Raw genomic sequence first — 13,907 nt, forward strand, 5'->3', positions numbered from 1 at the left:
ATGGGTCGGTACATCTGCGGCGTTTTCTGTGTCTGAAATATAGCCTTCGCGAGCAAGCTCCCACAAGGCTTATGCCGAGTGCTGAAGCGTGTGTCGTGCCAATGCACACGCGAGAAGCAGTTGCCATCAGAACGAATGCGACTGTTTGCGTCTGCGCCATTGCCCCAGTGATTCTGCCAGTCGCAAGGGGCTGTCGATCTGTTGGCGGCGGGCGTGGCTGAAGAGGATCAGCGCCAACTCGGCGGTGACCAAAGCATCGGCGCTGGCGTTGTGGCGTTCTTCGGCGTTCAGGCCGAAATAGCGGGTCCAGTCGTCGAGCCCGGCATGCCGCAGGTTGGCCTGCTCGAACAGCATCGGGGCGATTTCGGCGGCGTCGAAAAACGGGTGCTGCAGGTGGTAGCCCAGGCTTTCCTTCAGTGCCCGCGCCAGCATGTGCTGATCGAACGGCGCATGAAAACCCAGAATCGGGCTGTCGCCGACAAACTCCATGAAATCCAGCAACGCCTGGGCTGGCTCGCTGCCCGCCGCAATCGTGCTGGGCGCCAGGCCATGAATCAACACCGCCGGGCTGACTTTATGGTCGACGCGCAACAGGGTGCGTTCGAACTGCTGACCCAGATCGATGGCTCCGTCCTCGATGACGACCGCCCCGATGGACAGCACCTGATCGCGGTTCATGTTCAAACCGCTGGTTTCCAGATCCAGCACCACCCAGCGTTGTTGGCGCAACGGCTTGTCACTGAGCCGCGCGCAAACGAGCAGTTGTTCAAGCCGCTGCAGTTGATGAGCGTGCAGTGGCGCTGGCTTGCGACGCGGCCTGAGCCATTCGAACAGATTCATAGCTGATAACGCAGGGTCAGGCTGGTTTGCAGCCGCTGCGCCTGACGGAACGACTCGCGCAGGATGCGTCGGTCCAGATGGTTGAGCGTGTCCGGGTCGATGCGGTTGGAGTAAGCGAGGTTCTGGCGGCTTTGCAGTTGATGCTGCTGCATGCGGGTTTGCTGGATGAAGTGATAAGCCTCTTCGTAAGCCGCGCCATCCAGCGGGTCGATGACTTCGCGCTCGACCAGTTGCCGCAGACGTTCCTGGGTGTTGTTGGCCCCGATCCCGTTGGCCAGCGCCAGCAGGCGCGCGCCATCGACAAAGGGCGTGAGGCCTTCAGTCTTGAGGTCCAGTGTGTCCTTCTCGCTGCCTTTGCGGGCCAGCACGAAATCCTTGAAGCGGCCCACCGGTGGGCGCTGACGCAGCGCGTTTTCAGCCATCAGGCGCTGAAAAAGCCGGTTATCCGCGACCTGCTCAAGCACGCCACGGCGCAATTGCTCGCAGCCGCTGTCATCACCCCAGACCACACGCAGATCGAAATAAATGCTCGACGCCAGCAGGTTTTCCGGTGTCGCTTCGCGAATAAAAGCAGCAAAGCGCCTCGCCCATTCCGCACGGGACAGACACAGCTCCGGGTTGCCAGCCATGATATTGCCTTTGCACAGCGTGAAGCCGCATTGCGCCAGGCTCTGGTTGATGCGCTCGGCAATGGGCAGCAGCTGCCGACGAATCTGCTCCGTCTGCGTCGCATCGCTGGTTTCGAAAAGAATGCCGTTGTCTTGATCGGTGTGCAGCGTCTGTTCACGTCGCCCTTCGCTGCCGAAACACAGCCAGCTGAACGGCACGCCGGGGTCGCCGGTTTCTTCAAGCGTCAGCTCGATCACCCGGCACACCGTGTGATCGTTGAGCAAGGTGATGATCTGAGTGATCTGCGTCGAAGAGGCGCCGTGCGCCAGCATGCGATCGACCAGCTGAATGATGTCGCCCCGCAGGCCGCTCAGCGTTTCAATGCGCGGCGCCGTGCGGATGGTGCGCGCCAGGTGCACCAGATCGACCCGCTGCAATGAAAACAGATCGCGCTCCGACACCACGCCACACAGTCGCCCGTCTCTGACCAGGCAGACATGCGCAATATGTCGCCCGGTCATGGCGATGGCGGCGTCAAAGGCACTGGCATCCGGGCTCAGGTGAAAGGGCGCCAGGCTCATGGTGTGTCTGACGGGGGCGCTGAAGTCGGCATGCACATCGGCGACCGCTTCACGCAGGTCGCGCAGGGTAAAAATACCCAGTGGCGACTGCTGCTCGTCGACAATCACAATGCTGCCCACCTGCTGCTCGTGCATCAGCTTCACGGCTTCCCGCATCGGCGTTTCAGGGCTGCACATCACCGGGTGGCGCATGGCCAGTTCACCGAGGCGCGTGTTCAGCGAGTACTGCGTGCCGAGGGTTTCGGCGGCGCGTTGGCGGACCTGGTGATTGACCTGGTCCAGCAGGCTGCTGACCCCGCGCAGGGCGAAGTCGCGGAACGTGGTGGACAGCGCGAACAGCTTGATGAACGCCTGTTTGTTCAGTTGCAGGCAGAAGGTGTCTTCGGCCGCGCGATGCTCGGTTCGGGTCGCTCGTTCACCGAGTAAAGCCGCCAGCGGAAAGCATTCGCCGGTGGTGATTTCGAAGGTCGTCTCGGTGCCACCCTTGGCAGTATGCGGACGTTCGCCTGCAACTCTGCCTTGTTTGACGACGTAAAAATGTTCTACTGGCCCATCGCCAGGCTTGATGATGCTCTCATCGGCAGCGTAGAACCTGAGCTGACACTGTTCTACCAGGTAGGCGAGATGGGCATTTTCCATCTGATTGAAGGGCGGGAATTTTTGCAGGAACTGCATGGTGCCGTGTATGTTCTGCAACACGGCCGTTTTGCCTGCCTGGGTAAAAGCATCTGCCTTGCTCATGGCCTGTTCCGCGTTCTTGTTATTGGCGACCATGGTCGACCGCTTGCAGCACAGTGCCCATTGGACGTAAGTCTTACGCCTGAGCCAAGCGACAGTAGCACCGCTGTTGCGCAACGACTGATTTGACGAGTGCAAGGGATGGTGAGCTGCAACTGGCCGGGAAGCCGACGAAATACATCGCAGATTGAGCGAAGTCTGCTGTCGGATTAGTTCAGGGAATGATGAGACTGCAATGATTGATAACGACATTCTGAGCGACGACGAACGCAGCGCCCTCAAAGAGGTGATGCTGACGCCCGGTCGCAGCACACCGCAACGGGTACTGATCGTTGACGACGACAGTGACGCACGCGAGCTGCTGGCTGAAATTCTGAGTCTCAACGACATCAGCTGCATGACCGCGCCCGGCGGCGATATTGCGCTGGAAATGCTGCAAACCCATCAGTCCATCGGGCTGCTGATCACCGATCTGCGCATGGCCCCGTTCGACGGTTTGCACTTGATCCGCAAGGTTCGTGAATCGAAACGCGCCGAGCTGCCCATCATTATTGTGTCTGGCGACGCCAACGTGCGCGATGCCATCGACGCCATGCACCTGAACGTGGTGGATTTTCTGCTCAAGCCGCTCAACACCAAACAACTGGTGCAAATGGTCAAGCGTGAGCTGGGCATGAGTTGAAAAGCTGATCCGCACACCTGACTGACGGTCGTGCCGTTGCGCTGGCACGACCGGGTTTCCTGTTTCAAGGCGGCGGAAACTGGGCCGCGGTACGCTGACCGTCGACATTGGACAGCTTCTGCCACCGCAGCAGGTTGCGCCAGCCGACAACCGTAGAATCCCGCGCTCGTTCACGAACGATCAATACCAGCGGTCGCCACGTCTCTTTGGTCAGCAGGATATCGTCGATGGCCTGCTGAGCCTTTTCCGCCGCCTGCAAGTCGCCACGCTGCCTGGCCAGCGCCTGAATGCCGCGATACCCGTCTATCTCGGCACCCGCCCGGCCTTTCATCGAGTAGTTGACGTTGTACTGGCAGTAATGACTTTCCTTGCCGAGACGCTTGATCGTTGCCTCGAAAGCATCAAGCAGCATGGCCGCGCGCAAGCGATTGTCCGGCGTGTCTTTGTTGCCGGTCTCGTCCGGCTCCAGTGTCTCGATGCAGCGCATCAACCACAGGTCGCGGTTGGCGCTGATTTCGGCCTGCATGTCGCGTGGCGTGGAGTAATGTCGGTCCAGATCGGCGTCCTGTTTGTCGCCAATCAGGAAGGGCGATATTTCGTTCTTTTCCAGTGCCCAGGCCAGGTCCCGGGACATGCCCAGTTGCAAACCCAGCCCCTGACCCTGAACCCCATGGTTGGCACCTTTTTCTGCTGGCGTGGCCGAGCTGGCAATCGGTGCAAAGTTCAGGTTGGTGGTGACCCCCACCCGTTGCTGAGCGGTGTCACCCTTGGCGCCGACAACGCTGATGAATCCGCCGGTTTCCGTGCGTGTTTCCTTGATTCGATCCGCTTCGACGTACACCGAGGGCTCCGGCGTCAGGGTTTGAGAGGCGTGACTGGCGCCATCCTTGAAGCGTACCGCCGGGACGCGCAATGCCACACGCGCCGCGACGTTGCGGGTGCTGGACGTCGCATCGATCTGGCTGATAGAGACCTTCGGGTTACGCGCCAGTATGGCTTCCAGCGGCCCGGCGTAACGCGGGCCCTTTTGCGGGTCGATGATGTCCCAGCGCACCATACTGTCCAGCGCGTTGAGCATGTTGCCGCGCATTTCATCGTCCTTGTGACGGGTGCGAAAAAAACGCATGAGGGTCGAGCTGGTTTGAGTTTCCTGAGCGGTAAAGCGGCCAGTGAGCGCAGCCTGTATCGCCACACCGTCTGCAACCGCACTTCCTGCCGCCACACCGATGGTGGCCTCGGCGGCTTCGGTTCGTGCTTTGCCGAAGGACATTTCCATGCCCAGAATCGGCATGAACAGCTGGGCAAACGCTTCGTCACTGCGAGATTTCTCTGCCGAAAAGATCGGTGACACGATGGGCGATATCAAGCTGTAGGGCAGCGACGGCAAGCCTACGCCCAGCGTGCCTCCGCCGCCCAGCCGCAGCCGGTCGCGCAGGCGGCTTTCAAGAATGAACGGCTTGAAAAACGTCACGATGTCGCTTTTCTCGCTCAAGTGCCGGATTTTTAGCAGTTTTATCGCCGCGCTCAAGTCCTGATCAAGCACCTCTTCAACAGACTGAGCAGGTTGCAGCGCTGGCGGCAATATCTCGCGCAGGTGCTCATCGACACGATTGATGGCTTCGTAGACCGACAGCTTGCTGTTGGCCAGTTCGCTGTACAGCGGCGGCAGTTCGATGTGCTGAGCTTTGTGCAGTATGTTGACTGCGCGCTTGCCGTTCGCGTCCGGCTTATCCCATATCTGTGATAGCCGCTGCTGCTGAACGCGGGCCTTGAGCAGGCTTTGCATCGATTTGCCATCGCGCTTTTTAAGCGTCACCTGCGACAGGTGAGTGCCTTTCTTCTCCAGAGATTTAAGGTGATCAAGCATGGCGTGGGCTGCCGAGATTTCAAGTTGCAGTCCCGGTGCGCGCTTGGCGTTTTTCAGCGTTTCTTCCAGCATGCTGATACGCGCGGAAATAACCTGATCAACCTGCTTTCTGGGTGATTGCAGGCCCATGCTTTCGCCCACCGAGTAGGCCCGATCCAGCGTCGATTTGGCAAAGGGGGTCTTGTTCAGCGTGGGGATGAGACGGCGCGGCAACGAGCTTTTCGCCGGTGCAGTTGCCGTTGTTTGCTCCGGGGTGTTGGCCGCCACAGCGCGCATCACCCATTCCGCCGTCGCTTTTTTCAGGCGCTGATCATGTTGCGCGTAAGGCGTGCCGGGGGCGTTGCTGAAATAGCCGTTACGAACCGCATTGAAGGCGGCGTGATCCACATCGTCGAATGACTTCTCGTCTCCATCCAGCGTGCTGCGTGCCACCTGTTTGGCGGTTTGCAGCCAGGCTTTGACCTTGCTGTCGGGCTCGGTTTGCTGCGCTTCATCGGCATTCCAGAACACCCGCAGGGGGTTGGCACGCTCGGCTGTTATCGGTGCAGCGCCTTCGCTGGACAGCACTTGGAGGATTTCCATGCCGCGCGGCACAGTTGCCAGTTTTCGGCAAAAACTGACGGTGTCCTGCTGAACGCTGTTGTTTTTTGCGCTGCGGGTTCTGACCGACTTCGCCAGGTCCTCGGCAACCCGCGGCCAATGTTCCAGCGGGTGCTGGTTCAGCAGGTCGAGCACGCGCCTGGCGCGGGTTGCGTCGTTACCCGTCAGCGCTGCCAGCGCTGAAGTCACGATCTCGACCACGGCGAAGGCCGGCAGCGCTGTTGGCGGCGGGGTGCCCTGCAGACGATCGGCAATGCGTTGCAGGGCCGGTTGAATGTCCTCCGCGCCGGCCGCTGCAAAAGCATTGGCTTCGCCGAGCTGACTGGCGAGGTACTGCTCGCGGACTTTCTTGAGAGCGGTTTTGTCGATGCGCGCTTCGGCATCCGCTTTTAGCGGCGCGGTCGTTTGTTCCGGGGCAGGCAATTGCTGTTCGAGAGTCTTGAGTACCGAGCGCTCGCCGCTGACGATGGCCAGTTGCTGGTGCAGCTCGCCGATCTCGTCGTTCAAACGCGCACAATCGGCACTGACCCGCACCAGTCTTTTTGCCAGCTGCTGATGGGTTTGCATGGCCTGTGAGCGCTCTGCAAGCGCCTGCTCAATGTGTGTGTCCAACCTGCCAGCTTCGGCCGAGCCTTCGGGGGCTTCCCGGCGCTGGGCACGCAGCGCAGCGAGTTGTGCGTTGGCGTGCGCGGCGGCGCGTTCAGCCATGGTCATGTCGTGGTCGAGTGAGATCAGCTCGCGCGTCTCCGCCACTTTAAGCTCCAGTTCGATGGCGATAGCCGCATGCCGGTTGGCAAAACGGGCATCCACCGCCTGCATGCGTGTGCGCAGATCAGTCAGCCATTCCCGGGAGAACCCGGCTTGCTGTTCAACTTGATCTTGCCCCTCGCTCAGTGCGCCCAGTTGCAGCACCTCCGTGCCCTGGATCAGCTCCCGAAGTTGCTGGCCGGCCAGACGAGTCGTCCCATCGGCTTGCTTGACGCGGGCTCTGGCCTGGTCCAGTCGCTCGGTCGACGAGTGCGGGGTGGCGTGTTCGAGCGATTCAAGATGTGCCCGCGCCGCCACCAGCGCGTGGGTCGCCGTGGCGAGCACCTTGCTTTGATGATCCAGTCGAGTGCTCAGCTCTTCAACGGCAGTGGCGATGGCTTCGGGGCTGTGCTGCGGGGGGTTGGCTTCGGCTTTGCCTCTGGACTTGCTGTCGGTGCTGACCACCTCGCTCAGCGCGGCAGGCTTGAGCCACGGAAACACCTTGGTCGTCAGACGCCTTGCCTTTGACGGAGCGGGGCGCTCCCAGAGTGATGTCGGCGCTCCCTTCAGGCTGGTCAGCGCCGATTCGGCCAGGCGCTGCAGTTCATGCGCCTCTTTCAGCAACGGATCGTCAGCCTGATCATTCGCTGTGCCGGCTTCACCCTCCGGGACCCCGCTTCGCAAGGGCCGATTGATCGTGCGACCTGTGCCGGGAATACCAAGACTGAATTGGGTCTGCCGTTCGGAAAGCTTGCTGGCGACGTGCGTTTTCAGCCCATGCGCCTGCTGGACGCCGGGTGCTGATCGGGGGGCTGAGGGGTTTGCCACGACAGGAGGTTCAGGCGGTTCTACGGGGGTGGGAGGTTGTTTCGGCCGTGAGGTTGATCTTGTTTCGAGAGGTACAGCGGGCTTAACAGAAGACGTATTGATTCTTAAGGTCATGAGCGGGCTCCATCGGCTCAGATATCAAGGTCGACAGATCAATACAGGTGGTGGTAGTAATCGACACTGCGCATTCGGTGGTGCGTAAAACGTATTGAAAAGTGCTCGCCAGGACGCCGTAGCGGCAGGCAGCACATTCAAATTGCCAGGGCGGCACGGGGAAGCGTGTTTGCTCGTGGGCGGGGGATTTGCGGCGCTGACTCGCGGGTTGCTCCCTTTTGGCGGTCAGGCGGGGCAGGTGCCTTAAACCTCCTCAGTTAGCTGGGCGGGAGGTTTTCGGGCCTGTGGAGCTGGGTGGTCGGGACATGGATTCGGTTCCAGCCTTTTGACGATCCCGAAGAGGCAGCAAGCCGCCCCTCCGGTGTCATGGCTGTAGAGCATTACAGCCGGTTCATTGCCTTGAACTCGCGACGGCGGCGATGCAGCACCGGCTCGGTGTAGCCGTTGGGCTGTCGCGTGCCTTCGATGACCAGTTCGACAGCCGCCTGGAAGGCGATGTTGCTGTCGAAGTCTGGTGCGAGTGGGCGGTACAGCGGGTCGTTGGCGTTCTGGCGATCCACCACCGGCGCCATGCGCTTTAGGCTCTCCAGCACCTGGGCTTCGGTTACCACGCCATGACGCAGCCAGTTGGCCATGTGCTGGCTGGAGATGCGCAGCGTGGCGCGGTCTTCCATCAGGCCGATGTCGTTGATGTCGGGGACTTTCGAGCAGCCCACGCCCTGATCGATCCAGCGCACCACATAGCCAAGAATGCCCTGCGCGTTGTTGTCCAGTTCGTTCTGGATTTCTTCCGCTGTCCAGTCGGTGTTCGGCGCGAGCGGTATGGTCAGGATGTCATCCACCGAGGCCTGTTCGCGCTGGGCGAGTTCGGCCTGACGGGCGAACACATCGACCTTGTGATAGTGCAGGGCGTGCAGCGCAGCAGCGTTCGGCGAGGGCACCCAGGCGGTATTTGCGCCAGCCAGCGGGTGAGCGATTTTCTGCTCCAGCATGGCAGCCATCAGGTCGGGCATGGCCCACATGCCCTTGCCGATCTGCGCACGGCCTTGCAGGCCGCATCTCAGGCCGATATCAACATTGGCGTTTTCGTAGGCCGAGATCCATTTTTCGGCTTTCATCTGCGCTTTGCGCACCACCGGGCCGGCTTCCATCGAGGTATGGATTTCGTCACCGGTGCGGTCCAGGAAGCCGGTGTTGATGAACACCACGCGCTCGCTGGCCGCCTGAATGCAGGCCTTGAGGTTGACCGTAGTGCGGCGCTCCTCGTCCATGATCCCGACTTTCAGCGTGTTGCGCGGCAAGCCCAGCACCTGCTCGATACGCCCGAACAGCTCGTTGGTGAATGCGGCTTCCTGCGGCCCGTGCATCTTTGGTTTGACGATGTACATCGAACCGCTGCGGCTGTTGCTGCGCGTGTTATTGCCGTTGAGGTTGTGGATCGCCGCCAGACTGGTCAGCAGACCGTCGAGAATGCCTTCCGGCACTTCGTTGCCATGCTTGTCGAGAATCGCGTCGATGGTCATCAGGTGGCCGACGTTGCGGATGAACAGCAACGAGCGGCCGTGCAGCGTAACTTCGCCACCTTGCGGCGTGGTGTAGACCCGGTCCGGGTTCATGGTGCGGGTGAAGGTTTCACCGCCCTTGGACACCGATTCAGCCAGATCACCCTTCATCAGGCCCAGCCAGTTGCGGTAGACGACCACTTTATCGTCGGCATCCACCGCCGCGATGGAGTCTTCGCAGTCCATGATGGTGGTCAGCGCAGCTTCCATGAGGATATCTTTCACGCCTGCCGGGTCGGTCTGGCCGACCGGGCTTGCGGCGTCGATCTGCAATTCGAAATGCAGGCCGTTGTGCTTGAGCAGCACCGCGAACGGCGCCGAGGCGTCGCCCTGAAAACCAATCAGTTGTGTGTCATCGTGCAGCCCGGTGTTGCTGCCACCCTTGAGGCTGATGACCAGCTTGCCGTCGATCAATTTGTAAGCGGTGGAGTCAGCATGCGAGCCGGCGGCCAGAGGCGCGGCCTGATCAAGAAACGCGCGGGCGAAAGCGATGACCTTGTCGCCGCGCACCTTGTTGTAGCCCTTGCCCTTTTCCGCGCCGCCGTCTTCGCTGATGGCATCGGTGCCGTAAAGCGCGTCGTACAGCGAGCCCCAGCGCGCGTTCGAAGCATTCAGCGCGAAGCGTGCGTTCATCACCGGCACCACCAGTTGCGGGCCGGCCATGGTGGCTATTTCTTCGTCGACGTTTTGCGTGGTGATCTGAAAGTCCGCCGCTTCTGGCAGCAGATAGCCGATCTCCTGGAGGAAGGCTTTGTAAGCCGAGGCATCGTGCGCCTGGCCAGCACGTGACTGGTGCCAGGCATCGATCTGCGCCTGCAATTCATCACGCTGGGCGAGCAGTGCCTTGTTCTTGGGTGCAAGGTCGTGGATCAGTTGGTCCGCACCGGCCCAGAACGCGTCGGCATCAACGCCGGTTCCGGGGATGGCTTCGTTCTGCACGAAGTCGAACAGCACTCTGGCGACTTGCAGGTCACCGACTTGAACGTACTCAGTCATTGCACTGGCCTCACTCTGCTCAGCAGGGTCGAGCACACTCGGGGGAGCGCTCTGTTATTGGTTTTGATGTTATGTAGTACGCGCTGACGGATACTACATGAGCCTATGTCCGTGTGAAAACGTCTCTTAATATGTCATTAAACGACTGAAACTGAATAACGAGTCACCTTACGGTTTCTGGCGCTCTCGAAGGCGCTCAAGGTTGTTCGGTAAAGCGTGGCAAATCGTACACGATTGCCGGGTATGAGCGAGTGCGCAGGCGTGCCTATACTCAGGCGATTGCCGATTTTCAAATCATCTGCACAGAAAGAGGAAGTCACCGTGGATCATCTCGTTGTAACGCTGGTTGCCCCAGACAAACCGGGCCAGGTCGAACGAATTGCCCAGTGCATTGCCGAGCACGGCGGCAACTGGCTGGAAAGCCGCATGTCGCGCATGGCCGGGCAGTTCGCCGGGATCCTCAAGGTCGGCGTCGAACCGCAGCAGTACGACGACCTGATCAAGGCGCTGAACGCACTTTCAGCCCACGGCATTCGCATGCTGCTGGCCGACAGCGTGGTCGAGACCAGCGGCACCACGCGACCGATCAGCATGCAACTGGTTGGCAACGACCGCCCCGGCATCGTACGCGACATCACCCGCCTGCTGGCCGGAAAGGGCGTCAACGTCGAACACTTGATCACCGACGTAGCGCCTGCGCCCATGAGCAGCGAGGTGCTGTTCCACGCTGACGCCGTATTGGGCGTTCCGGTGGGCTTGTCGCTGGACGATCTGCAGGCCGGGCTAGAGACACTGGCTGATGATCTGATGGTGGAGTTGGTGTTGCGGAGTGAGGAGTGATTCCTGCAACTGATTGTGCTCAGGCGCGCTTGGCTTTTTGCTCCGGGACCAGTCTGACCTCGACCCGTTGACCCAGTGCTCTTGCAGCACTGGCCAGCGTTGCGAGTGTCATCCCCGGATCATCCTGATCCAGAGCGCGGTCTACCGCGGTTCGGCTTGTGTGCATACGCTCGGCGAGAGCCTTTTTGGTAACCTTCTGCTGTTTCATGACCTCAGCGATCTGCCAGGAAATAACCCGTTTGAGGGCAGCGGCAGAAACCTCCTCCGCAAAGCCTTGCTCGGCAAGAAAGTCATCGAAGTCAGAGCCAATGTGCCGGTTCACTCATGCCTATTGGCCATCCACACTGAACAGCCTTGATATCCGTGCCGACGGCCTTACGATCATCGCGAGGCAGATCGGTCAGCCATTCACGTACGGGCTCATTTCCCACTTCGGTGCAGCTGGAATGTACCAAAAAAGGTGCATCATTCAACTGGCGCGTTGGCATACCCAGGTTATCCAAGTTAATCGTGCACCTGCCTGTGGATAACCTGGGGGAATAGCGTTGCGCGCCATGCGCACAGTGGCTTTGCGAAGATTGATCAAAAATTCAACAGTTTCAAAGGCTTGTGCACAGATAAGGTGAGTCTGCCTGTGGATAACCCTTGGAGAACCCTGCGCAGGCCACGTTCTGCGTGGCCTGCGTAGATTTGTCTGTTTTTTGATCAGTGGCGGCCGCGGGATTTCAGCCAGATATCCACACTGTAGATCGCCAGCCCCGCCCAGATGAAAACGAAGGTGATGATAGTGCTGGTGGTCAGGTGCTCGCCGTACAGCAGCACGGCCAACAATAGAACCAGCGTGGGTGCGATGTATTGCAGAAAGCCCAGCGTGGTGAACGGCAAGTGGCGGGCGGCGGCATTGAAGCATACCAGCGGGATCAGCGTGACCGGGCCGGCGGCGGCGAGCCAGAGGGCTTGCGTGGTGGTCCAGAATTCGGGTTGCGCGCTCACGGCCATCGGGTTGAGCGCGAGCCAGATCAGCGCCAGCGGCACCAGCATCCAGGTTTCGACGACCAGGCCGGGCAGGGCGGCGACCGGTGCTTTCTTGCGGATCAGCCCGTAGAACGCGAAGGTCAATGGCAGCGCCAGCGATACCCACGGCAGGCTGCCGATATGCCAGACCTGCTGCGCGACACCTATGGCGGCGAGGATGACGGCCAGCATTTGCAGGCGCCTGAGGCGCTCGCCCAGCAGCACCATGGCGAGCAGCACGTTGACCAGCGGGTTGATGTAATAGCCGAGGCTGGCCTCAAGCATGCGCCCGTTGTTCACCGCCCAGACGTAGACGATCCAATTGGTGGCAATCAGCGTGCCGCTCAGCGCGAGCACGGCCAGCCTCTGCGGGTTGTTGCGCAGGTCGCGCCACCAGCCGGGGTGTTTCCAGAACATCAGCACGATCGAGCCGAAGAGTGCCGACCAGAGCGCGCGGTGGATAATGATCTCGATGGCCGGAACGGCGGCGATGACTTTGAAGTAGATGGGGAACAGGCCCCAGATGGTGTAGGCACTCAGGCCTAATATGTAACCTCGGCGCGGATTGGCGGCTTGCATGGAGCGTCCCTTGAATGCAGAAAATTCCGGTTTTAGTGTGGGGTGGGTGGTTTTGGTTGTACTGACGCTGCAGCGCTCGATGTTATACACAGATTCGACTGATCCATGACATCTGTGCGGCGCCGCTCGCTCAAGATCGGACGCAGAGCGTTCAGAACCGCATGTCGACGCAGAGCGTCGCACGATAGTCGGGGCTATCGTGCCTCACGCTCCACAGATCAAAACAGTTTCAGCGGTTCTTCATTCAACGCCGACATCTGCTCGCGCAGGGCCAGGATGTGGTCGCCCCAGTAACGCTCGGTGCCGAACCACGGGAAGCTGTGGGGGAACGCCGGGTCATCCCAGCGACGTGCCAGCCAGGCGCTGTAATGCATCAGGCGCAGCGCGCGCAGCGGTTCGATAAGGGCTAGTTCGCGCGGGTTGAAATCGTGAAATTCGTTGTAGCCGTCCATCAATTCGGAGAGCTGGCCGAGGCGTTCCTGGCGGTCGCCGGCGAGCATCATCCAGATGTCCTGCACCGCAGGGCCCAAGCGGCAATCGTCCAGATCGACGATGTGGAACATTTCGTCGCGGCACATCATGTTGCCGGGGTGGCAGTCGCCGTGCATGCGGATGTTGCTGTGCGGCGTTGCGGCGTAGACGTCTTCGACGCGTTTGAGCAGGTCGCGGGCCACCGACTCGTAGGCTGGCAGCAGGCCACGCGGGATGCAGTTGTTTTCCAGCAGGTAATTGACCGAGTCATGGCCGAAATTCTTCACGCCCAGTGCTTCGCGATGCGCGAACGGTTTGGTCGAGCCGACCGCATGAATACGGCCCAGCAACTGACCGAGGCGGTACAACTGATCCAGATTGCCCGGCTCTGGCGCGCGTCCGCCCCGGCGCGGGAACAGCGTGAAGCGAAAGCCGGCATGCTCGAACAGGGTTTCGCCGTTATGCACCATGGGCGCGACGACGGGCACTTCGACATCAACCAGTTCGAAGGTGAAACTGTGTTCTTCGAGAATGGCCTCGTTGGTCCAGCGCTGCGGTCGGTAGAACTTGGCGATCAGCGGCTGACCGTCTTCGATACCGACCTGATACACGCGGTTTTCGTAACTGTTGAGCGCCAGGATGCGTGCGTCGCTGAGAAAACCGATGCTTTCGACGGCATCCAGCACCAGATCGGGAGTGAGTGTTGCAAACGGGTGAGCCATGACTACTCCTGCGCGCAGCAGGTTGCCGCGTCGGACCGCTGATGGTAACGCAGACCGGTCCCGGTTCGCCAAACCCATCCGATTAAAGTGCTCAAGGGGCAGATTGTCATTGAACGG

General features: G+C 60.5%; 9 protein-coding genes and 1 pseudogene. 2 read left to right on the forward strand and 8 right to left on the reverse strand.

The annotated features are described in order from the left end of the window. Nucleotides 1–126: 126 nt before the first annotated feature. Nucleotides 127–840: a 3'-5' exonuclease gene (locus tag ABJ99_RS00705; RefSeq protein ID WP_054084178.1), complete on the reverse strand. Its 714-nt coding sequence runs from the start codon at nt 838–840 to the stop codon at nt 127–129. After that, nucleotides 837–2,771: a DUF294 nucleotidyltransferase-like domain-containing protein gene (locus ABJ99_RS00710; protein ID WP_054084284.1), complete on the reverse strand. Its 1,935-nt coding sequence runs from the start codon at nt 2,769–2,771 to the stop codon at nt 837–839. The genes ABJ99_RS00705 and ABJ99_RS00710 overlap by 4 nt, the downstream gene beginning before the upstream one ends. 232 nt (nt 2,772–3,003) lie before the next feature. Here ABJ99_RS00710 and ABJ99_RS00715 point away from each other — a divergent pair, with 232 nt between their 5' ends. Next, nucleotides 3,004–3,450, forward strand: a complete 447-nt coding sequence (locus tag ABJ99_RS00715) for a response regulator (protein WP_054084179.1) — start codon at nt 3,004–3,006, stop codon at nt 3,448–3,450. 64 nt (nt 3,451–3,514) lie between these two features. On the opposite strand, the gene ABJ99_RS00720 is transcribed toward ABJ99_RS00715, so the two are convergent. Then, on the reverse strand, nt 3,515–7,288 hold the full coding sequence (locus tag ABJ99_RS00720) for a coiled-coil domain-containing protein (protein ID WP_054084285.1): 3,774 nt from the start codon (nt 7,286–7,288) through the stop codon (nt 3,515–3,517). A gap of 698 nt (nt 7,289–7,986) precedes the next feature. Continuing rightward, nucleotides 7,987–10,164 (reverse strand): malate synthase G, encoded by a 2,178-nt coding sequence (locus ABJ99_RS00725; protein WP_054084180.1) that lies wholly within the window; start codon nt 10,162–10,164, stop codon nt 7,987–7,989. Nucleotides 10,165–10,485: 321 nt separating this feature from the next. Between ABJ99_RS00725 and ABJ99_RS00730 the strand changes: the two genes are divergently transcribed. Further along, the gene (locus ABJ99_RS00730) at nt 10,486–11,004 is read left to right on the forward strand and encodes a glycine cleavage system transcriptional repressor (RefSeq protein WP_054084286.1); all 519 of its coding nucleotides are present in this window, start codon (nt 10,486–10,488) and stop codon (nt 11,002–11,004) included. A 19-nt stretch (nt 11,005–11,023) separates the two neighbouring features. Here the strand turns inward: ABJ99_RS00730 and ABJ99_RS00735 are convergent, their stop codons facing one another. The 4 genes and pseudogenes from ABJ99_RS00735 to ABJ99_RS00745 form a co-directional block, all read right to left on the reverse strand. Further along, the gene (locus ABJ99_RS00735) at nt 11,024–11,326 is read right to left on the reverse strand and encodes an XRE family transcriptional regulator (RefSeq protein WP_054084181.1); all 303 of its coding nucleotides are present in this window, start codon (nt 11,324–11,326) and stop codon (nt 11,024–11,026) included. After that, nucleotides 11,310–11,492: pseudogene (locus tag ABJ99_RS28920) on the reverse strand (hypothetical protein); the annotation flags it as partial. The pseudogene ABJ99_RS28920 and the gene ABJ99_RS00735, both read right to left, overlap by 17 nt. Nucleotides 11,493–11,709: 217 nt before the next feature. Beyond that, nucleotides 11,710–12,597 (reverse strand): EamA family transporter RarD, encoded by an 888-nt coding sequence (gene rarD / locus ABJ99_RS00740; RefSeq protein ID WP_054084182.1) that lies wholly within the window; start codon nt 12,595–12,597, stop codon nt 11,710–11,712. A 218-nt stretch (nt 12,598–12,815) separates the two neighbouring features. Beyond that, nucleotides 12,816–13,790 carry a serine/threonine protein kinase gene (locus tag ABJ99_RS00745; protein WP_054084183.1) on the reverse strand — a complete coding sequence of 325 codons (975 nt, stop codon included), beginning with the start codon at nt 13,788–13,790 and terminating at the stop codon, nt 12,816–12,818. Nucleotides 13,791–13,907: the final 117 nt, after the last annotated feature.

Origin of the sequence: Pseudomonas syringae pv. cilantro, from assembly GCF_001293775.1 — a bacterium.
In the GTDB taxonomy this organism is placed as follows: Bacteria; Pseudomonadota; Gammaproteobacteria; order Pseudomonadales; family Pseudomonadaceae; genus Aquipseudomonas; species Aquipseudomonas syringae_P.